We start from the raw sequence: 19798 nt of genomic DNA, 5'->3' as shown, positions 1-19798 counted from the left end.
TCCGGATCATGCTCTACCGCGCATCCTCCAATATCATGTCGGAGGCCTTTTCGGCGATCATGATGATCGGCGCATTGGTGTTCCCCGAGACGAGGTCCGGCATGATGGAGCCGTCGACGACCCGCAGGCCTTCGAGACCCCTCACCTTCAAGCGCTGATCGACCACCGCGAGCGGGTCGTTGCCCATACGACAGGTCGAGGTCGGATGGTAGATGGTGCTGCCGCGTTCGCGGCAATAATCCAATATTTCGGCATCCGTAGCTACCTTCGCCCCGGGATCGTACTCGCTGACCACGAACGACTTCAGCGCCGGCGCGTTCAGGATCTTGCGCAAGATCTTGATGCCTTCGACGTTGGTGGTGCGGTCGGTCTCGGTCGACATGTAATTGATGCGGATTTCCGGCGGCACGGTGGGGTCCGCACTTCTGATGCGCAGGGAGCCGCGACTCTCGGGACGGAGCTGGCACACCGACGCGGTGAAGCCGGAGAAATCGTGCAGCTTCTCGCCCATCTTGTCGGTCGAGAACGGCAGGAAATGCACCTGGATGTCGGGCGAGGCGAGCCGCGGGTTGGTCTTGAAGAACGCACCGGCGGTGCCGGCCGCAATCGTCAGCCATCCCTTCCGGAACAGCGCATAACGCGCGCCGGCCATGGTGCGGCGGAGCGGATGATTGACGGTGTCGTTCAGCGTGATCTTCTGCGAGCAGCGCATCACGATGCGGACCTGCATGTGGTCCTGCAGGTCGTGACCGACGCCCGGCGCGTCCAGCACGACGTCGATGCCGTGCTTGCGCAGGAGATCGGCGGGACCGACGCCGGAGAGCTGAAGCAGCTGCGGCGAGTTGTAGGCGCCGCTTGAGAGCACGATCTCTCTTCGCGCGCGAGCGCGGCGGAGTTGCGCGCCTTGCCGATATTCGACGCCGACGGCGCGGCGGCCCTCGAACAGCACGCGATGGCCGAGCGCGTTCGTTTCGATCTTGAGATTGCCGCGTGCCTTGGCGGGGCCGAGATAAGCCACCGAGGTCGAAGCGCGGCGGCCGTTGCGTGTCGTGGTCTGGAACAGGCCGACGCCCTCCTGCGTGGCGCCGTTGAAGTCGGGGTTGTAGGGCAGGCCGCTCTCGACCGCGGCGTCGATGAACGCCTTTGACAGCGGGTCGGTGACGACCATGTTGGAGACCGGCAGCGGTCCGCCCGTGCCGTGATATTGATCGGCGCCGCGCGACTGGTTCTCGGCCTTCTTGAAATAGGGCAGCACGTCGTCATAACCCCAGCCGGTATTGCCGAGCTGGCGCCAGCGATCATAATCCTCGTGCTGGCCGCGGACATAAAGCAGGCCGTTGATCGAGCTCGAGCCGCCCAGCGTCTTGCCACGCGGCTGGAATACCTGGCGGCCCTTCAGCTCGGGCTCCGGCTCGGTCTGGTACATCCAGTTGACGCTCTTCTCCTTGAACAGCTTGCCGTAGCCGAGCGGCACGTGGATCCAGATGTTGGAATCCTTTGGCCCGGCCTCGAGCAGCAGCACTGTGTGCTTGCCGTTCGCCGACAGCCTGTTGGCCAGCACGCAGCCGGCAGAGCCGGCGCCGACGATGATGTAATCGAACTCTGGATCGGACGGCGTGAGGGAGGAAGTTGCGTTCATGCGCTGCGGTTCTTCTCGTTGGAGCGGGCGTTCCGGTTCGTCACTAGCACGATCATGCCTTGACGCGCAGCGCCTCGACCAGCGACTTGAACGCACGGGCATATTCCGCGCCCGCCCTTGCGATGTCAGCGCGCCCGGCGCAGGCGACTGCAGCCTCGGTGACGGCGCCGAGCAGCAGCCGCGCCAAGGGCTCGACCGGCTGCTTTGCGATGAGACCGGCGTCCATCGCCGCCGCCAGCGCGCGCGGCAGCTTGCCGCCAAAGTGTTTTGCGTCGATCTCGCGCCAGCGCTCCCAGCCGAGCACCGCAGGGCCGTCGCGCAAGATGATCTGGCCGGTCGGGCCGTTCGCGGTCGCGGCGAAGTAATGCTGGGTCCCGGCGACCATCGCGGCGAGCACGTCTTTCTCCGCGCGCGCGGCTCCGTCGATCTCGACGACGAGGTCGCGCGAGACCTGGTCGAACACGGCTTCGAACAGCGCCTCCTTGGTCTTGAAGTGATGATAGACCGCGCCCTTGGCGACGCGGGCCCCCTCCGCGATCTCATCCATGGTGGTGGCGGCGAAGCCTCGCGTCCCGAACAGGCGGCGGGCCGCCGCCAGGATCGCCTCCGATGTCGCCGCCCGCCGCTCCGCCTGCTTCGCCATGGGTCTCGTCTAGTCCAATCATGCGCCGGCCGCCAGTTGACTTTTCGACCGCCAGTCGGTATTTACCGACTAACAGTCGGTTTATGTCCTGGAGGTGCGTCATGCCGAGCCGTGAGGTGGTCGAAGCGTTCGCAAAGAGGCTGGAGGATGGCGACTTCGTCGGAGCGATCCTCGACTACTACACGCCCGACGCCGCGACCTACGAGAATCTCGCCGCGCCGGTGGTCGGGCGCGACAAGCTCGCAGACAAGGAGCGTGGGGTGCTGGCGGCCTTCAAGGCCGTCACTGCCGAGCGCCTCGGCCCGAGCCTGATCGCTGGCGACGTTGTCGCCAGCCGCTGGAGATTCTCCTTCACCAACGCCGACGGCGTGACGCGGACGCTGGAGGAGATCGCCTGGCAGACCTGGCGCGGCAACGAGATCCTCGAGGAGCGCTTCTTCTACGATCCGAAACAGCTCGGACGCTGAGTGTTTCCGGGAGTTGCCACTATCGGTAGAGCATAACCACGGCCATGCCGATGAGAGGCGCAAGAAACCAGACGGCCTGCCACGCGGAGCCGTCGATCGACCACCGACCATAGACAATGGTGCCGCCGTTCCGGGATGACGACCCCGGTTGATCCCGGAATGCTTTCCATCGCGCCTCAGCAGGCCCGAGAAAATCTTCCGGCTTGACCGTCATGTCGCCGCCGCTCAGCACAACCTGCATCATCTCGCCTTTCGGCTGGAACATGGCTTCAGACCCGGGCGGCGCGAAGAAGCTGCGCTTCGGAGCGATATGCTGCTCATAGAAATCCTGACCGACCGTGACTGCCGCAGCGTATGGACTGACGTACGGCACCCCCGAGATCCCGGGAACGACGAGATGGCCCACCCCACGCACCTCCTGCCAGGGAATGAAGAGGCCCTTGAGCCAGGGCCTGTGAAACCGGATGCCGGCGGCGGACATGGAGACGACCGCCTGGTCGGCGTAGAGGTGCCGGTAAGCTGAAAACGCGATCCATCCCAAGCCCAGATAGAGCAGCATCCAGCCGAAGACATTCAGCGATGGATTCACGAGACGGCTCCAATAGAGACTGGGCACGACGCCGCCATAGCTGGAGCGTCCGCTTGGCCCGCCGACCAACACGCTGATCACGCCGATCACGCCGGCGACGATGCTCAGGACAAGGACGCCGATCAACAATTCCAGAAGCAATGGCAGCCCGGACCGCCCGATCAGGGTCGTCAGTGCAAAGCCCGCGAACGCCAGCCCCAGGAGAGCCAGATAGACGACGGCCAAGGCCGCTCCGCTCTGGCCGCGGCTCTCGGCGTGAAGCGCGATCGCAAGGCCGGCGACGCAGGCCCACATCGCCCAAGGAAGGCGGTCCATCCGCCATTTGTCCATCGTGTATTCGACCGTTGCCGAAACGTCGGCTGAAGGCTCGCTCATGAACAGGGCCCTCGGGATCGCAGACATATCCGTTGCCGACGCGGCGCACCGAAGCCTGGTCGGTCCACCAATCCTATCACGCGGTCGAGCACAACGTCAGGGCGCGGCAAGCCATCCCGCATTTGTATCGATTTGTTATCGATACTTGGCACGAACACGCAGAAGTGGGCGGCGCGAGCCCTGCGGCGAAGGATAATTCATAGTTCGTCAAAGGTTTGCAGCGAATTCTCCGCGCCGAGCCGGACCAACGGCGCATGCAGGCTCTGGAATGCGGACTCAACTGACCACCTATTTCGCGCGGCTGTTTGCCGGCGATCTGTCGGCGTTCGGCGGTCCCGTGACGGACGAAGCCGTGGCCGGCCATATCCGTGCCGAGCAGATGTCGCTCGTGCTCGGCTATTCGGTCGGCATCATGCTTGCCAATGCCTGCAACGCCATCGTGCTCGCCATCGCGCTTTGGCAGTCGCCGGACCGGATTTCCGCGCTGATCTGGGCCGCCGCTGTGGCCGGCGCGGCGATCGCGTTCGGCCTGCAATCCCGCACCGCGCGCCGCATCACCAAGCCGCAATTCGTCTCGCGCCGCGCCATGCACCGCCTGGTGCGAAATGCCTTCGTCCTCGGCGCCGCCTGGGGCATCGTCCCCGCCGCGTTCTTCGCCGACGCCTCGACCGGCGGCCAGCTCGTCATCACCTGCCTGTGCTCTGGCATGCTGGCCGGCGGCGCGCTCGCCTTCGCCACCGTCCCGATCGCAGCCATCGCCTTCACGGCACCGATCTTCGTCGGGATCGCCATCTGTCTCGGCAGGAGCGGCGATCTGGCGTTTGTCCTGATCGCCTTCCTCGTCGTGGTCTACGGCAGCGTGCTGTTGCGCGGCGTGTTCGTCAATTCGTTCTCGTTCGCGCGGCGCGTCACGCAGCAGATCGAGGCAGAGCGCACGGTGCGGCTGGATCCCCTGACCCACCTGCCCAACCGCGTCGCCTTCAACGAGACGCTCGAGGCTGCGCTGAAGCGGCTGACGCTGTCCGGCGAGGAGTTTGCAGTGCTGCTGCTCGATCTCGATCGCTTCAAGGAGGTCAACGACCAGCTCGGCCATCCCGCCGGCGACGAATTCCTGGTCCAGGTCGCAAGCCGCCTGCGGCGCTGCACACGCGCCGCCGAGCATGTCGCGCGCATCGGCGGCGACGAGTTCGCGCTGGTGATGGCCAATCTGGCGCGCCCGGAAGACGCCCTCGAGATCGCCGAGCGCTTCGTCGCGGCCTTCGACGAGCCGTTCCGTATCGAGGGCCGCCAGATCGTGGGCGCCACCAGCGTCGGCATCGTGCTGGCGCCGCGCGACGGCAGCGCGCCGCTCGACATCATGAAGAATGCCGATACGGCGCTCTACCGCGCCAAGAAGGCGGGCCCGGGCAGTATCCGCTTCTTCGAGGCCAGCGACGACAAGGTGTCGCGCGATCGCAAGGCGCTGCAATCGGACCTCGAGGGCGCGATCGCGCGCAACGAGCTGTTCCTCGTATTCCAGCCGTTCCTCGATCTCGACCGAAGCCGGATCACCGGCTTCGAGGCGCTGCTGCGCTGGCAGCATCCCGAGCGCGGATTGGTGCCGCCGAGCGAATTCATCCCCATCGCGGAGGAGACCGGGCTGATCCACGAGATCGGCGAATGGGTCGTCCGCCGCGCCTGCGCGACAGTCGCCAAATGGCCCGACGAGATCAGGGTCGCCGTGAACTTCTCGGCGGCGCAATTTCACAACGCCGGCATCCTCCAGATCATCGTGCAGGCGCTCCGCGAAGCCAGAATCGCTCCGCACCGGCTCGAGATCGAGATCACGGAATCGATGCTGCTGTCGAAATACGGCTTGGCCGAGCCGGTGCTCAACGCGCTGCTGCAGCTCGGCGTCACCGTGGCACTGGACGATTTCGGGACGGGGTTCTCCTCCCTCACCTATCTGCGCAAGCTGCCGTTCAGCCGTATCAAGGTCGACCAGTCCTTCATCCGCGACATGCTGGTGCAGCCCGACTGCGCCGCGATCGTGAAGTCGGTGATCGGCCTTGCCCGCGACCTCGACATCGGCGTGGTGGCCGAAGGCGTCGAGAGCGCCGACCAGCTGGAATATCTCAGGCAGATCGGCTGCGACGAGATTCAAGGCTACCTGATCAGCCGCCCGGTGTCGGCGGACAGCGTGCTGGCGCTGCTGGAGACGAGGAAGCTCCGGACGACCTTCGCGGCGTAGGTCTTCTCCACTTCCATCCGGGCTACGATCACCTCAAATCGCGTCCGCCCGCAGCAACGTGTCCACCGTGATGGTCCCCCGCGCGCGGGAGACGCAGGCGCAGATCTTCTGGTTGCTCTCTTTCTGGTGGTCGCTGAAGAAGACGTCGCGATGGTCGATCTCGCCGTCGACATCGACCACGTCGATGGCGCACAGGCCGCATTCGCCGCGCTTGCAATCGGATATCACCTCAAAGCCGCTGGCGTTGAGCACGTCAAGCATCGAGCGCTCGCGCGGGATTTCCAGCTCGACATCCGAGCCCTTCAAGCGCACCCGAAACGCCTCGGTCGGCAGCGTGCCGCTGGAGCCGAAGGTCTCGTAGCGCAGGTCGGGCAGCGCAAGGCCGGCGCCGATCCAGGCGTGGCGTGCGGCATCGAGCATGCGCATCGGGCCGCAGAACAGTGCAAGCGCGCCCTTGGGGAGCGAGCCGAACAGCGCGTCGAGATCGAGCCGCTTGCCTTCGTCGCCGGCATGAACGACCAGGCGATCGCCGAGCAGCGCGGCGAGATCGTCGAGATAGGCCGCCTCTGCCCGCGAGCGCACCGCATAATGCAGCTTGACGTCGGCCCCGCGCCGCACCAGCGCCTGCGCAGCGCCGAGGATCGGCGTGATGCCGATGCCGCCGGCAATCAGGCAATAGCTGTCGCGTGACCAGTCCACCGCAAGGAGCGAGGCCGGCTGGGTGATGTCGAGCCGCGCGCCCGGCTTGAGCTGCCACATGTAGCGCGAGCCGCCGCGGGAATCGTCAGCGCGGCGCACCGCGATCTTGAAGCCGTGCGGCGAGGCCTCGCCGACCAGCGAATAGGATCGCGTCTCCGGCACGCCGTCGATGGTCACGCTGATATTGATGTGGCTGCCGACCGGATAGGCGACACCGTCATACTGATCGGGCCGGATCAGGAATTCGCGGATGCCGGGGGCGAGATCGCGCGTCGAGACGAGCGTTGCCGGAGTCCAGGTTTCGATGAAGCGCATGGTGGCGGCCCTCAGTCGGTTGCGGACTTGATCAGCGCCAGCGCCGGCAACAGGTCCAGATGGGTCCGGTTGCGCAGCGCGAGCCGCAAATTGCGCACTGCGAGCCGTGCGTGCTCGCGCATGATCGCTTCGGCGCGCGCGCCTTCGCGGTTCTCGATCGCGTCGATCACGACGCGGTGGTGGTCCTGGGCGATGATCAGGATCTGCTGCGCCTCCGGCAGCGCCGACTGCGCCATCACGAAGCCGCTGGGAGATGCGAACGGCAGCGCGGAGGCACGGTCGATCTGGCGGATCAAGGGCGGGCTGCGCGACAATTCGGTGAGCAGCGCGTGGAAGCGCGCGTTCAGCGTGACATAGGACGAGAACGCTTCGATCGAGATCGGCACCTGGCGCAGCAATTCGTCGATCGCGGCCAGGCACTCCTTCAGCGGCTCGAGTTCGCGCGCGGAGACGCCGCGCTCGGCCGCGAAGCGCGCGGCGAGGCCTTCGAGCGTGCCGCGCAGCTCGATGGAATCGGAGATGTCACGCTCCGAGAACGCCTTCACCATGAAGCCGCCGGAGGGAATCGCCTCCAGGAGACCCTCCTCCTCCAGCCGCACCAGCGCCATGCGCACCGGGGTGCGCGAGGCGCCGGTGGTCTCCACCGCCTGCAGCTCGGAGATGCGCTCGCCCGGCCGCAAGGCGCCGGACAGGATCTGATCGCGCAGCGCGAGCTGCGCCTTCACGGTCTGCGAGACGGAGCGGTCGACCTCACGCTCGGCCATGACCTACTCCGCGGCCTGAAGGCGCTGCGGCGCGCTTTCCTTCGCCACCATCTTGTCGATCAGCTTGCGCGACCACATCGCGCCGGCGTCGATGTTGAGGTTGTAGAAGATGCGGTCCGGGTTCTCGTCCATGGCGCGCTGCTGGGCTTCGAGGATCAATTCGTCCTCGCGGAAGATGCCGGAGACGCCCTCGCGGATCTCGGACGTGATGCGCTGCTCACCGAGCTGGTAGTTGCGCACGAAGGCCCAGAAGTAGTGGCAGGTCTTCTCGGTCTCCGGCGTGACGGTGTTGAGCACGAAGCCGTTGACGCCCTGCGAGCGGTCGCCTTCCGGCGCGCCGGTGCCGGCGGGCGCCACGCCGACATCGATCGCGATGGTGCACGGCGCCTCGAAACGGATGATCTGCCAGCGGTCGACGAGGCCGGGCTTGCCGAGCTGCTTGGCCCAGAACGGCGGCGGCTCGATGTTCCGCATCCAGCGCGTCACCGTGACGGTCTTCTCGCCGTGGGTGACGTCGAACGGCGCCTCGGCGACCGCTTCGTTGCCGATCGAGGAGCCGTGCACGAAGGTCTCGTGGGTGAGATCCATGAGATTGTCGAGCACAAGGCGATAGTCGCATTTGACGTGGATGGTCTTGCCGTCGCCGGCCCAGGCCGGATCGTGATTCCAGTGCAGGTCGGGGACGAGCGCGGGATCGGCCAGCGCGGGATCGCCCATCCAGAGCCAGATGTAGCGGTGGCGCTCGACCACGGGATAGGAGCGCACGCAAGCCGACGGATTGATGGTCTCCTGCGACGGCATGAAGGTGCAGCGGCCCTGCGCGTTGAATTTCAGGCCGTGATAGCCGCAGACGACGGTGTCGCCTTCGAGCCGGCCCTTGGACAGCGGCACCAGGCGATGCCAGCAGGCGTCCTCCAGCGCGGCGACCGAGCCGTCGGCCTTGCGATACATCACGACATGCTTGCCGCAGATCGTCCGCGGCAGCAGCGCCGGCTTCACCTCGGCATCCCAGGCGGCGGCGTACCAGGCGTTCATCGGGAAGGGCTTTGTCATCGGTCTCACTCCCACGGGGCTTATGTATGCGTTATGTATACAGTAGCAGAGAGACGGAAGCGTTCAAGGCTAATTTGAGAGTATAAAAATACCATTAACACCGTCGATGTATACACGTCTGCCCAAGACGCGCCTTGCCCCTCCCCTGGGAAGGGAGGAGGGTCGCTTGCATGAAGCAAAGCGAAATGTGGAGCGGGGTGGGGTGATCTCTCCACACGGGTACTGCCCAAGAGGAAAGATCACCCCACCCCGCTCGCGCTTACGCGCGATCGACCCTCCCCCTCCAGGGGAGGGTAAGAGAGCGGCACCTCTCGGAACAACTTACGCCGCGAACACCCTCGCCAGACCCGCCTGCGCCTCTTCCTGAATCCGCTTCAGGTGTACGGTGCTGCGGAAGCTCTCGGCGTAGATCTTGTAGACGTCCTCTGTCCCCGAGGGCCTTGCCGCGAACCAGCCGAAATCGGTCTCGACCTTGATGCCGCCGAAGGGCTGGCCGTTGCCGGGCGCCTTGCTCAGCGTCGCGCGGACCGGATCGCCGGCGAGGCTTTTGAGACCGAGCTGTTCGGGCGTGACGGACTTCAGGATGGTCTTCTGCGGACCGGTCGCGGCGACGTCGATGCGGGCGTAATGCGGCATGCCGAACTCGGCGGTGAGATCGCCAAACAGCTGGCTCGGATCGCGGCCGGTCCTGGCCATGATCTCGGCGGCGAGCAGGCCGAGGATGATGCCGTCCTTGTCGGTGGTCCAGACCCCGCCGTCGCGGCGCAGGAACGAGGCCCCCGCACTCTCTTCTCCGCCGAAGCCGAAGCCGCCGGTGAGCAGGCCGTCGACGAACCATTTGAAGCCGACCGGCGTCTCGACCAGCTTGCGGCCGAGCTTCTTGGCGACGCGGTCGATGATCGAGCTCGACACCACGGTCTTGCCGACCGCGGCGTCCTTGCCCCAGTTCGGACGGTGCGCGAACAAATAGGAGATCGCGGTCGCGAGATAATGGTTTGGATTCATCAGGCCGCCGGATCGCGTCACGATGCCGTGGCGGTCGGCATCGGTGTCGTTGGCAAAGGCGACGTCGAAGTGGTCGCGCATGCCGATCAGGCTCGCCATCGCGTAGGGCGAGGAGCAGTCCATGCGGATCTTGCCGTCCCAATCCACCGTCATGAAGCGGAAGGTCGGATCGATCGCCTCGTTCACCACGGTGGCCTTCAGGCCGTAGCGCTCGATGATCGGATGCCAATAGTGCACGGCGGCGCCGCCGAGCGGGTCGATGCCGATGTTGATGCCGGCGGATTTGACGAGCTCGAGATCGACGACCTCGCCGAGATCGGCGACATAGGGTGTGACGAAGTCGGTCGGGTGGACGGTCGATGATTTCAGCGCCTTGGCGTAGTCCATGCGCTTGACGCCCTTGAGAGCGTCGGCGAGGTAGGCATTGGCGCGCTTCTCGACCACGCCCGTGACATCGGTGTCGGCCGGGCCGCCATGCGGCGGATTGTATTTGTAGCCGCCATCGTCCGGCGGGTTGTGCGAGGGCGTGATGACGACGCCGTCGGCCAAGCCGCCGGTGCGGCCCTTGTTGTAGGCGAGGATCGCGCGCGAGACCACCGGCGTCGGCGTGTAGCCGCCGTCCTTGTCGATCATGACGTCGACGCCATTGGCGGCGAACACCTCGACGGCGCTGACCAGCGCCGGCTCGGCCAGGGCGTGGGTGTCGATGCCGATGAAGAGCGGTCCGGTCAGGCCCTTTTCCTTTCGATAGTCGCAGATCGCCTGCGTGGTCGCGAGGATATGGCCTTCGTTGAACGTGTTCTTGAACGAGGTGCCGCGATGGCCGGAGGTGCCGAACGCCACGCGCTGCGCGGGATCCGCGACATCGGGCTTGCCGGCGAAATAGGCCGTCACCAGCCGCGGAATATTGGTGAGCGCGTCCGGCGAAGCCTGCTTGCCCGCCGCGGGATGAACATCAGCCACTGGAATATCCTCGTCGTTGTCAAAATTGAGGCCCTGCCGCACCATAGCATTGGGCTTGCACACGCCAACTCAAAAGCCATCGGCCGACGCCGGCAACAAATGGCCGCATTTGGGTCCATGAATTGGGACATGACCATTCTCGCAACGGCCGTGCTGCTCGCCAGTTCCTTGGCGCTATCGTCTCCCAGATACGTCGAGCGAACGGGCGTCGAACTCAACCCGACGCTGCGCAACGCAGCCGTGGATCATGACCTCGCCAAGGTAAGGCGCCGGTTCGAGCGGGAGCTCCGTAGCGACACCACGGACAGCTTCGGCGCATCCACCAGGCGCTAGTGCCGTAGGGGTGGGCAAAAACGGAGCGTGCCCAGGTATCTTTCGCGGTCGAGAGAGATCGTGGGCACGGCGCAAGAGCGCCTTTGCCCACTCTACGAGATCGAGCTTGTGACACGCAGTTTGACTCATAGACACGCCTTCGCAGCCTCGCGGCTTGTTTTCGCCCGAGCTTTGCTTGCGTCTCCACCCTCAAATCCAAGAGGGCACAGGGAAGGCCGGGTGCCGACAACGCACCCGCGGTCTGCTGCGCAAAATGCACACGCAGAAGAACCGCACAGCAGCATACAGGTGGTGCCGATCACTCGGCCTTCCCTGCGCGATGGTCGGACGGCTTATGCCGCGCTCTCCCGGGAGCCGAATGTCCTTCTGGCCTCCCTCGCCGGTCGAATTGACGATGCCGTCCACCCGGTTGGGCTCGCGCACATCTTCGATCCGGCTTGACCGTAGCAACGACGGCCAGGACCACACGATTTTGCCGTACGCACGGCCCGCCCTTTCGCCGCAGTATTTCCAGCCCTGTCGACGAAGCCGGAAACTTACAGGCGAGACGAAGCCTAGCAGCGCCGTTCGTCACACGCGGGGTTCGGGCTCACAGGGACTACCCGCCCTGCCCGTCCCATCTCGTGCCGACGCTGCCGCGTCCACCGCAAGCCCGGCTCGCGATCAAGACGACCTCGAGATCGCCCCTCCTGGTTGAGCCGGGATGGGCGACACATACGCCGTTTCCGAATTTCGGTAAAGTGGAATATTTTTGCGGGAATGGGTTGACAGAGGGCGACACAGGCCATCGCATGTGGCGCCCTGCGAGACCTGAGCGCGCGCCTCGTCCTTCGAGACGCTTGCTACAAGCTCCTCTCCATGAACCACCTGTCAGACGACGTCTGACTGGTGGTTCATGGTCCTGTGTGCAGCGTCCGCTTCGGCGCTGGGAACTCAGGATGAGGCTAAGCAGCATTGGTGCTCGTTGAAACTGGTGCCGCGCACCCGCATCCTCATCCTGAGGCCCGCCAACGGCGGGCGTCTCGAAGGATGGCCACGGGCGAGATCGCTGCCACGCGATTGCCCCGCCCTCATTCCCTGGGGATCACCGTGGTTGGCTGCGGGCTCACGCTCGCGTAAGGAGATCATGTTATGCTTGCCGCCATCGAGGCCGGTCGAATCGTCCCATGGCTCTTACGCGCAAGCTGCTTCTGCTGATCGCCGGCCTCGTCGCGGCGGCGACACCGGTGCGCGCCGCCGAATTCTACATAGAGGACCTGCGCATTCCGATGGCGCAGGCGGGGTCGCAGGGGCTCGAGGCCTTTCTGGTCCGCCCGGCGGGAGCGAAGCGCTATCCGCTGGCGCTGCTGAGCCACGGCTCGCCGCGCAGCTTCGAGGACCGCGCGACGATGTCGGCCCACAGATATTACGGCATCGCGCTGGAATATGCCCGGCGCGGCTTTGCCGCGCTGGTCGTGATGCGGCGCGGCTACGGCACCTCGCCCGGCGGACGCATCGACAGCGTCGGCGGCTGCGCGAAAGCCGCTTATTTGCCCGCAGCCGCGGTCGCGGTTGCCGATCTGCGCGCCGCGATCGATGCGATGGCGCGCCGGGCCGACGTGACGACGTCGGGGATGATCGCCGCCGGCCATTCCGCCGGCGGGCTGGCGACGATCGCGCTCACCGCGCAGGCCCCGCCCGGTCTCGTCGCCGCGATCAACTTCGCCGGCGGCCGCGGCTCGCGCGACGACGACGACGTCTGCAATCCGAGCGGGCTGGTGCAGGCCTTCACGGCTTTCGGCAAGTCCTCGCGTGTGCCGACGCTTTGGGTCTATGCGGCGAACGATTCCTACTTCGGCCCCGAGCTCGCGCGCCGGCTCCATGACGGGTTTCGCGCCGGCGGCGGCAACGCGACCTTCATCGCGGCGCCGGCCTACGGCGACGAAGGCCACTATCTCTATTCGGTCGCGGGCCGTCCGCAATGGACGCCCTATGTCGACGCCTTCCTGCGCCAGCGCGGCCTCCTCAATCGCGACATCCTGAGCCCGCCCGATTCCCTGCCGCCGCCGCGCCAGCTCGACGAGGCCGCGCGGGCCGAGTTCGCGCGCTATCTCGCCAGCATGCTGCCGCACAAGGCTTTCGCGGTGTCGCCGAACGGCGGCTACGGCTGGCGCGCGGGGCGCAGCACGGCCGGCGAGGCCCAGCGCGACTCGCTGGCCGCCTGCCTGAAATGGTCGCCTACCTGCACGCTCTATGCGATCGACGACCGCCTGGCCGGCCCGTCGCAAGCGCCCGCCACCGATCAGAGCGCCCGCGCGCGCTAGCCGACGGGCGCGGGAGCCGGTTTGTTAACTCCGGCGCTCTATGACGGAGCGATGCGGTGGGATCGGGCAGGCTTACATCTTTGCGCGGCGTGGCGAACCGTGGCGGTCGTCCTGCTGCTGTCGGCCCCGCTCTGCGCGCACGCCGCAGACGGCAACACGGAGCTCGGCGCAGGCGAAACGCCGTCATCCCGGGCCCTGATCCGGAAGATCATCGAGAGAGAAACCGCGAGCACCAATTTGCCGGCCGACATTGCCGAAGCCGTCGTCTTCGTCGAAAGCGGCTACAATTCGGCCGTGATCGGCAGCGCCGGCGAGATCGGCCTGATGCAGGTGCGGCCCGACACGGCCGCCATGCTGGGCTTCCGGGGCAGCGAGGCGGAACTTGCCGAACCCGACATCAACATCCATTACGGGGTGCTTTATCTCAGCCAGGCCTGGCTTCTGGCCGGCGGGGAGATCTGCCGCGCCCTCATGAAATACCGGGCAGGCCATGGCGAGGAAGCGATGACGCCGCGGTCGCGGGTCTATTGCAACCGGGCCCGCAACCGCCTGGCCGCCATGAATTCGGCCTTGGCCGGTGCCGAAGCGACGGCTGTTCCGGATCCGGCGCCCCCGATCGCAGCTGCGGCTGCGGCGCCTGCAAAGCCGGCGAGCCGCCCGAAAATGCCGGTGCAGCCCAAAGCCGTCTATGCCCGGTATCGTCAAGGCACGGCAGCCGCCAGTCGCGCCTATTGGGCGGCCCACGAGGCCAAGGTCAGCAAGATCAAGGCTCGCATCGAGGCAAAGTGGAAGCGCGTCGCGGCGCGTTGAAGACGATACCCTACAACCGCTCGCTGAGCGCGAGCTTGTAGCCGACGCCGGTGACGGTCGCGATCACGGGCGTACCGCTGCCGACCAGCTTGCGGCGCAGCCGCGCCACCAGCGCGTCGACCGTGCGGATATCGACCTCGGCTTGGCGGTTGCTGACGACCTCGATCAGATAGTCGCGGCTGAGCGGCCGTCCGTCGGCGCCGACCAGCGCCGCGAGCAGGTCGAATTCCGCGCGGGTCAGCGACACCGGCTTGCCGCCGCTGCCGAGCAATTCGCGCCGGGTCAGGTCGATGATCCAGTCGCCGAAGGCGATCGAATTGTGGCTGCGCGCCGCCTTGCGGTCGAGCGAGCGCCGCCGCAGCACGCTGCGGGCGCGCGCGAGCAGATCGCGCAGATTGATCGGCTTGGTGACGTAATGGTCGCCGGCGATCTCGAGACCAAGGATACGATCGACGTCGGTGTCGCGGCGCGTCACGAAGATGATGCCGGCGTTGCTGGTCGCCTGGATCTCCTTGGCGAGCTCGAAGCCGTCGCCGTCGGGCAGCTGCACGTCGAGGAAGATGAGATCGGTGCGCCCGCGCAGCGCCTGGCGGCATTCCGCGCAAGAGCCGGCCCCGACCACGTCGAAATTGTTGTCGCTGAAATAGCCGACCAGCATGGTCCGCGTCACCGGATCATCCTCGACGACGATCAACCGCTCGCGGCCGGCGGGGCGCAATTCCCGAATTGCGGAATCAACCACGGTCTTGGGTGTCCTGTCTGCCTGCGGCCCGCCTTTGATGACCTGTGGCCCGCCTTGAATGGCCTGCGGCCCGCCTTGGATGGCCTGCGGCCCGCCTTGGAGATTCAAGCCGCCGCGCAACGCGCTGTCATGTGAACGGACATTCACGACCTGTTCGAGCCCCCGAAACTAGCCGCCGCAATATTAGGCGCGTTACGGCGCGCAAACAATATTGGTCATGGTCTTGACGCATTAAGTATGAACTGGCCCACAATTCCCATTCAGCGCATCAAGAGTGCATAGGCGGTGCCTGGCCCGTGGCGGCCGATCCCGCACTTTCGCCGCAGGACCCGACCGCAGGTTAACGTAAAGAATGCCTTCGGCTTCGGAAAGCCAGCCTGCCCCTCTATGGTCCGGCCTGCACAATGAGAACCACGGAGCAGGCGTGATGCAGGAGCAGACCCGATTGGCTGCCGGCCGAACCGAACTCGGCACCCGGCCATTCGCCCGTTCGCACACGCTCGACCTGCTACGCGGCCTCGCCATCGCCGGCGTGATGGCGATCCACGTCTCGCAGGCATTTCCGTCGAACATCCGCGCCGTCGATTACGCTTTCATGTGCGGCTGGACCGGCGTCAACGTGTTCTACTTCGTCAGTGCCATGACGATGTGCCTGATGTGGACGCAGCGCAGCGGCGAGGCCAATCCGACCCGCAAGTTCTACATCCGACGCTTCCTTCGCATCGCGCCTTTGTTCTGGCTCGCGATCCCGATCTACCTGGCCATCAACGGCACCGGACCGAGCGACAACGCGCCCGGCGGCATCGGACCGGTTCAGGTAATCCTGACCGCGACGTTCCTGCACGGCTTCTGGCCGGACAGCGTCAACAGCGTGGTGCCCGGCGACTGGTCGATCGCGGCGGAGATGACCTTCTATCTGGTCTTCCCGCTTCTGATCACCGCGTTCGGGTCGCGCCGTCGTCTTTATCTCGCGCTGGCGATCGTGCTGCATCTCGTCAATGTCTGCCTGTTCAAACCGTGGGCCTTCGCGCTGTTCTCGGCCTATTACGGTCCCGGCCACGAGGGGTTCGTCTGGACCACGCTGCATCTCAGCTTCCTGAACCAGCTTCCGGTGTTCCTGATCGGATGCGCGCTGTTCTTCTCGCTGCGCGACGGCTTCACCAGATCCGACGCCGCGATCTTCGCCGTCTTCATCGCGCTGTCCTTCGTCGCCGACCGCGCCACCGGCTCGCATGAGTTCAACTATCTCATGATCAATCTCGTGCTCGGCGTGCTGGTGACGGGTTGCATCAAGCTTGCCATCCGCTTCCAGCCGCTCGAAGCGCTCGGCCGCAACTCCTATTCGATGTACCTGTCGCACTTCGCGGTGATCTACGGCCTGCGTCAGATCTGGCCGCTCGCGGACGGGCTGGTCTCGCTGCTCATCGCCTATGTCGTCACCGCCGCGCTGAGCTATCTCGTGGCACGCGCGACATGGCATCTGGTCGAACGGCGCGCGCAGGACCTGGCGCATCGCCTGACGACGATGGGACTGTACCGGTCAAGCCTCCGGCCGGCCATCGCCGCCAGCACGCGCTGAGCGCCCCCTTCCCCACCACCCCTGGGCTATCGCTTATGGGGATTTTGCAGGCGAGATCGCGCCCCTACGCGGCTTGCTTCATGGCCGGCTTCGTATCTACTGTGAAGCATCTTCACGCTGGAGTGGGCACCATGGAGGTCATACTGCTCGGCACCGGCGGCCCGCGGCCGGACCCGCGCCGCATGGCAACGACCACGCTGATCAGGCTCGGTGACGAGAATATCCTGTTCGATGCCGGCCGCGGCGTCGTGCTGCAGCTCAGCAAGGCCGGCGTTCCACTCGGCGCGGTCAACACGGTCTTTCTCACGCACCATCACTTCGACCACATCGGCGACCTCTACGACGTGATGCTGAATTCATGGATGCACGGACGCAAGGACGCGTTGCGGGTCTATGGGCCGCCGGATACCGAGCGGCTCGTCAACACGCTGGTCACGCAGGTCTACGACAAGGACATCGCCTGGCGGGATCAGGGCGAGCCGACCCTTGGCGGCTGGAAACCCGTCGTCGCGACGGACATCATACCGGGTCCCGTTCTCGACACCGGACGCTGGAAGATCAGCGCCGAGCTGGTCTCGCATGGCGATGGTCTCGACATGCAGCCGGCCTTCCTGGCGCGATGGATGTGTCTCGGCTACCGCTTCGAGGCGGAGGGCAAGGTCATTGCAATTTCCGGCGACACCGTCCCCTGCCCCGGGCTGGAGCGGCTGGCCGAGGGCGCCGACCTGCTCGTGCAGTGCTGCTTCCTCGCAACGCCGGAGATCAACAACGAGCACCTGCGCCGCCTTGCGAAGTTCACGATCGCCTGCGGCGATACCGTCGGCAAGGTCGCGGCCAAGGCCGGCGTCAAGAAGCTCGCGCTGACCCATCACCGGCCGCGCACCAACGATGTCATGCTGAACGCGCTGCTCGCGGACGTGCGACAGGATTATTCGGGTCCTGTCGTGCTCGGCGAGGATCTCACGCGGATCGAGGTCTGAGCGCCCTCAGCTCGATCCGACCTCGATCCGGAACGACAAGCTCTCTTCGGCGCCTGCTGCGATGTGCATCAGGCCGGGCTTGTCGCTGAACTCGCCGTCGAATCCGGCTGGACTGGCATAACCGCGCCAGGGCTCGATGCAGAGGAATGGCGCGCCAGATGGTTTCGACCAGACGCCGAGCTCGCGAAAGCCGCGCCATGACATTTTGAGCCAGGGGCCGGTGGGCGCGGCATAACGGACCGCGTCGCTCGCGATCATGTCGAAAATGACGGCGTCGTCGGTGAACAGGGATTCGGACAAGGGGAGCACCGCGCCTTTGGCCGGGTTCGGCTCCGTTGCCACGCGCAGCAATCCGCCATCGAGGCGACGGACGGGAGACGATTCCGCGTTCGCAAAGGTCAGCGAATAGCTCTCCTTGGCAAGTCCTGGCTGGAGCGGCCAGTTGAACGCGGGATGACCGCCGATCGAAGCCGGCAATGTCTCCTTGCCGGGGTTGGCGATCACGAGCGTCAGATCGAGACCGGCGCTGTCGAGCGTATAGGTTGCGGTCAGCCGGAACGCGAACGGATAGAGCGCACGCGTCGCCTCGCTGTCCTCGAGCACCAGCGTGCAGCTTTGCTCGCCGCGCTCCGTCCATGCAAAGCGGCTGTCGCGCGCAAAGCCGTGCTGGGTCATCCGGTAGGTCTTGCCCCGATGCCGCAATTCGTCATTGGCGAGGCGCCCGACGATCGGAAACAGCAATGGCGCATGGCGTTGCCATTCCGGTCCCGCCTGCCAGACGAACTCGGTGGCGCCGTCCGTCAACGAGCACAGCTCGGCCCCATACGCCTTGATGGTGCTGGCAAGTCGGCCGCTGCGGAGCGTATGGGTATCGTCACTCATGGCCGACATCTACACCGCGCCCCCACACGCAGCAAGGCAGCTCGCTTTGGTGCCATCGGAGCGTTTTGGCGTTGGGCTGCGAGCAGCGTCATATTTCCGTACCTAACGATTGCTCCTGTGGGGCTCGTCCACCACCCGAAAGCCGATGAACCCCATGGTAGCCAATTGAAGTTCTTCATCAACGGGCGCTTTCTGTCGCAAAAGATCACCGGCGTTCAGCGCTATGCCGCTGAAATGGTCAAGGCGATCGACGCGCTTTTGACCTCCGAGCACACTGCGGCCTCGCTGCGGAACGCGGATTGGCAATTGCTCACGCCGGCGGATGCAAGCGAGGGCCTCGATCTCGACCGAATCAAGATCCGCGCCGTCGGCCGCTTGCGTGGTCATGCCTGGGACCAGATCGATCTGGCGCGCGCCGCGGCAGGAGGCCGCCTGATCAGCCTGGCCAATTCCGGCCCCGTCTTCCATCGCGACCACATTGTCGTGATCCACGACGCTCAGGTCTTTCGCAGGCCGGACTTCTTCAACTGGCGCTATCTGACCGCCCATCGCACGATGGGCCGGCTGCTCGCGCGCCACGCAGCCATCGCAACGGTGTCGGGCTTCTCCCGCCGCGAGCTTGCCGACGTGCTGAATCTATCGGCATCGCGCATTCCAGTGTTTCCCAACAGCGCCGAACACTTCGCGGCGACGACGCCCGACCCCGGCATTCTCGCCAGGCTTGGCGTTCAGCCGCAGAAGTTCTTCCTCTTCGTCGGCTCCAAGACCAAGAACAAGAATCTTTCCGTGGCGATCCGCGCCGTTCAGCTGCTCGATCGGGCCGACGTTCCGCTGGTCATCGTCGGAGGAGATAACAGCAAGGTCTTTCAGGACAATTCGGGCGAGGGGGTTTCCGGCCTGCTGCTGGCCGGACGACTGACGGACAGCGAGATTGCGGCGCTCTATGCGCATGCATCGGCATTCGTGTTTCCCTCGCTCTACGAGGGTTTCGGCGTACCGCCACTCGAAGCCATGATCTTCGGTTGCCCGGTCATCGCCTCGACGGCTGATGCGGTCGTCGAGACGTGCGGCGACGCCGCTGCGTATTTCGACGCCAACGATGCCGAAGCATTGAAGCAACTCATGCTCGAAAGATTGGCAACCGGCGCCATCTCGGAGCAGGAACGACGACGACAGCAGGAACGCGTCGCATTTTATTCGTGGCAAAAATCGGCCAAGTCTTTGCTCGAGCATCTCGCACCACCGGCGAGCGTTGCCAGCGCTGCTTGAAGTTCAATGCATTTCACCTATTGCGCGCGTCGGTTTTCGCACAAACAGTTTGCAACTGGCTGCAACGCGAGCGCCTTCGCCTTGTTCCACGAAATGTTTGCGTTGCCGTGACAAACGCGCGCGCAATGCGCATGGCGCAACATCACCACATCGCTGCC

17 protein-coding genes are annotated in these 19798 nt (G+C 65.5%); 8 read left to right on the top strand and 9 right to left on the bottom strand.

The genetic code is table 11. From position 1 onward, the window contains the following. Window positions 1–13: 13 nt before the first annotated feature. Both K410_RS0110385 and K410_RS0110380 read right to left on the bottom strand, forming a co-directional pair. The gene (locus tag K410_RS0110385; RefSeq protein ID WP_028134779.1) at window positions 14–1639 is read right to left on the bottom strand and encodes a GMC family oxidoreductase; all 1626 of its coding nucleotides are present in this window, start codon (window positions 1637–1639) and stop codon (window positions 14–16) included. A 52-nt stretch (window positions 1640–1691) separates the two neighbouring features. Next, window positions 1692–2282 (bottom strand): TetR/AcrR family transcriptional regulator, encoded by a 591-nt coding sequence (locus tag K410_RS0110380; RefSeq protein WP_028134778.1) that lies wholly within the window; start codon window positions 2280–2282, stop codon window positions 1692–1694. A 101-nt stretch (window positions 2283–2383) separates the two neighbouring features. Here K410_RS0110380 and K410_RS0110375 point away from each other — a divergent pair, with 101 nt between their 5' ends. Continuing rightward, entirely contained in the window at window positions 2384–2749 is a 366-nt protein-coding gene (locus K410_RS0110375; RefSeq protein WP_028134777.1) for a nuclear transport factor 2 family protein, read from the top strand. Between the two features lie 19 nt (window positions 2750–2768). Here K410_RS0110375 and K410_RS0110370 read toward each other — a convergent pair whose 3' ends face one another. Beyond that, window positions 2769–3713: a hypothetical protein gene (locus tag K410_RS0110370; protein ID WP_028134776.1), complete on the bottom strand. Its 945-nt coding sequence runs from the start codon at window positions 3711–3713 to the stop codon at window positions 2769–2771. 268 nt (window positions 3714–3981) lie between these two features. Here K410_RS0110370 and K410_RS0110365 point away from each other — a divergent pair, with 268 nt between their 5' ends. After that, window positions 3982–5943, top strand: a complete 1962-nt coding sequence (locus K410_RS0110365; RefSeq protein WP_028134775.1) for a putative bifunctional diguanylate cyclase/phosphodiesterase — start codon at window positions 3982–3984, stop codon at window positions 5941–5943. Between the two features lie 33 nt (window positions 5944–5976). Here the strand turns inward: K410_RS0110365 and K410_RS0110360 are convergent, their stop codons facing one another. The 4 genes from K410_RS0110360 to pgm form a co-directional block, all read right to left on the bottom strand. Beyond that, entirely contained in the window at window positions 5977–6957 is a 981-nt protein-coding gene (locus K410_RS0110360; RefSeq protein WP_028134774.1) for a PDR/VanB family oxidoreductase, read from the bottom strand. A gap of 11 nt (window positions 6958–6968) precedes the next feature. Next, window positions 6969–7721 (bottom strand): GntR family transcriptional regulator, encoded by a 753-nt coding sequence (locus K410_RS0110355; protein ID WP_028134773.1) that lies wholly within the window; start codon window positions 7719–7721, stop codon window positions 6969–6971. A gap of 3 nt (window positions 7722–7724) precedes the next feature. Then, window positions 7725–8774 carry an aromatic ring-hydroxylating dioxygenase subunit alpha gene (locus tag K410_RS0110350; protein ID WP_028134772.1) on the bottom strand — a complete coding sequence of 350 codons (1050 nt, stop codon included), beginning with the start codon at window positions 8772–8774 and terminating at the stop codon, window positions 7725–7727. A gap of 321 nt (window positions 8775–9095) precedes the next feature. Further along, window positions 9096–10742 (bottom strand): phosphoglucomutase (alpha-D-glucose-1,6-bisphosphate-dependent), encoded by a 1647-nt coding sequence (pgm, locus tag K410_RS0110345; protein ID WP_028134771.1) that lies wholly within the window; start codon window positions 10740–10742, stop codon window positions 9096–9098. Window positions 10743–10871: 129 nt separating this feature from the next. Here pgm and K410_RS0110340 point away from each other — a divergent pair, with 129 nt between their 5' ends. The 3 genes from K410_RS0110340 to K410_RS0110330 all read left to right on the top strand — a co-directional run bounded on the left by K410_RS0110340 (window position 10872) and on the right by K410_RS0110330 (window position 14188). Beyond that, entirely contained in the window at window positions 10872–11075 is a 204-nt protein-coding gene (locus K410_RS0110340; protein WP_155253332.1) for a hypothetical protein, read from the top strand. Window positions 11076–12241: 1166 nt separating this feature from the next. Then, window positions 12242–13378, top strand: a complete 1137-nt coding sequence (locus tag K410_RS0110335; RefSeq protein WP_028134769.1) for an alpha/beta hydrolase family protein — start codon at window positions 12242–12244, stop codon at window positions 13376–13378. Between the two features lie 51 nt (window positions 13379–13429). Further along, on the top strand, window positions 13430–14188 hold the full coding sequence (locus tag K410_RS0110330) for a transglycosylase SLT domain-containing protein (RefSeq protein WP_028134768.1): 759 nt from the start codon (window positions 13430–13432) through the stop codon (window positions 14186–14188). A gap of 10 nt (window positions 14189–14198) precedes the next feature. On the opposite strand, the gene K410_RS0110325 is transcribed toward K410_RS0110330, so the two are convergent. Beyond that, window positions 14199–14930 carry a response regulator transcription factor gene (locus K410_RS0110325; RefSeq protein ID WP_283805920.1) on the bottom strand — a complete coding sequence of 244 codons (732 nt, stop codon included), beginning with the start codon at window positions 14928–14930 and terminating at the stop codon, window positions 14199–14201. Between the two features lie 427 nt (window positions 14931–15357). On the opposite strand from K410_RS0110325, the gene K410_RS0110320 reads away from it, so the two are divergent. Further along, window positions 15358–16509 (top strand): acyltransferase family protein, encoded by a 1152-nt coding sequence (locus K410_RS0110320; protein ID WP_049820010.1) that lies wholly within the window; start codon window positions 15358–15360, stop codon window positions 16507–16509. 131 nt (window positions 16510–16640) lie between these two features. Further along, entirely contained in the window at window positions 16641–17489 is an 849-nt protein-coding gene (locus tag K410_RS0110315) for an MBL fold metallo-hydrolase (protein ID WP_028134765.1), read from the top strand. 6 nt (window positions 17490–17495) lie between these two features. Here the strand turns inward: K410_RS0110315 and K410_RS0110310 are convergent, their stop codons facing one another. After that, window positions 17496–18371 (bottom strand): aldose 1-epimerase family protein, encoded by an 876-nt coding sequence (locus K410_RS0110310; RefSeq protein WP_028134764.1) that lies wholly within the window; start codon window positions 18369–18371, stop codon window positions 17496–17498. A 165-nt stretch (window positions 18372–18536) separates the two neighbouring features. Here K410_RS0110310 and K410_RS0110305 point away from each other — a divergent pair, with 165 nt between their 5' ends. After that, window positions 18537–19640 carry a glycosyltransferase family 4 protein gene (locus K410_RS0110305; protein ID WP_028134763.1) on the top strand — a complete coding sequence of 368 codons (1104 nt, stop codon included), beginning with the start codon at window positions 18537–18539 and terminating at the stop codon, window positions 19638–19640. The last annotated feature ends 158 nt before the right edge of the window (window positions 19641–19798 follow it).

The sequence above is a fragment of the Bradyrhizobium sp. 22 genome (assembly GCF_000482425.1).
Classification (GTDB): domain Bacteria; phylum Pseudomonadota; class Alphaproteobacteria; order Rhizobiales; family Xanthobacteraceae; genus Bradyrhizobium; species Bradyrhizobium japonicum_B.
This window is presented reverse-complemented; position numbering and strand designations above follow the sequence as displayed.

Excerpts from the sequence above, each read along its gene's own strand:
- K410_RS0110385 (WP_028134779.1), bottom strand. The coding sequence starts at position 1,639 with ATGAACGCAACTTCCTCCCTCACGCCGTCCGATCCAGAGTTCGATTAC.
- K410_RS0110380 (WP_028134778.1), bottom strand. The coding sequence starts at position 2,282 with ATGGCGAAGCAGGCGGAGCGGCGGGCGGCGACATCGGAGGCGATCCTG.
- K410_RS0110375 (WP_028134777.1), top strand. The coding sequence starts at position 2,384 with ATGCCGAGCCGTGAGGTGGTCGAAGCGTTCGCAAAGAGGCTGGAGGAT.
- K410_RS0110370 (WP_028134776.1), bottom strand. The coding sequence starts at position 3,713 with ATGAGCGAGCCTTCAGCCGACGTTTCGGCAACGGTCGAATACACGATG.
- K410_RS0110365 (WP_028134775.1), top strand. The coding sequence starts at position 3,982 with ATGCGGACTCAACTGACCACCTATTTCGCGCGGCTGTTTGCCGGCGAT.
- K410_RS0110360 (WP_028134774.1), bottom strand. The coding sequence starts at position 6,957 with ATGCGCTTCATCGAAACCTGGACTCCGGCAACGCTCGTCTCGACGCGC.
- K410_RS0110355 (WP_028134773.1), bottom strand. The coding sequence starts at position 7,721 with ATGGCCGAGCGTGAGGTCGACCGCTCCGTCTCGCAGACCGTGAAGGCG.
- K410_RS0110350 (WP_028134772.1), bottom strand. The coding sequence starts at position 8,774 with ATGACAAAGCCCTTCCCGATGAACGCCTGGTACGCCGCCGCCTGGGAT.
- K410_RS0110340 (WP_155253332.1), top strand. The coding sequence starts at position 10,872 with ATGACCATTCTCGCAACGGCCGTGCTGCTCGCCAGTTCCTTGGCGCTA.
- K410_RS0110335 (WP_028134769.1), top strand. The coding sequence starts at position 12,242 with ATGGCTCTTACGCGCAAGCTGCTTCTGCTGATCGCCGGCCTCGTCGCG.
- K410_RS0110330 (WP_028134768.1), top strand. The coding sequence starts at position 13,430 with ATGCGGTGGGATCGGGCAGGCTTACATCTTTGCGCGGCGTGGCGAACC.
- K410_RS0110320 (WP_049820010.1), top strand. The coding sequence starts at position 15,358 with ATGCAGGAGCAGACCCGATTGGCTGCCGGCCGAACCGAACTCGGCACC.
- K410_RS0110315 (WP_028134765.1), top strand. The coding sequence starts at position 16,641 with ATGGAGGTCATACTGCTCGGCACCGGCGGCCCGCGGCCGGACCCGCGC.
- K410_RS0110310 (WP_028134764.1), bottom strand. The coding sequence starts at position 18,371 with ATGAGTGACGATACCCATACGCTCCGCAGCGGCCGACTTGCCAGCACC.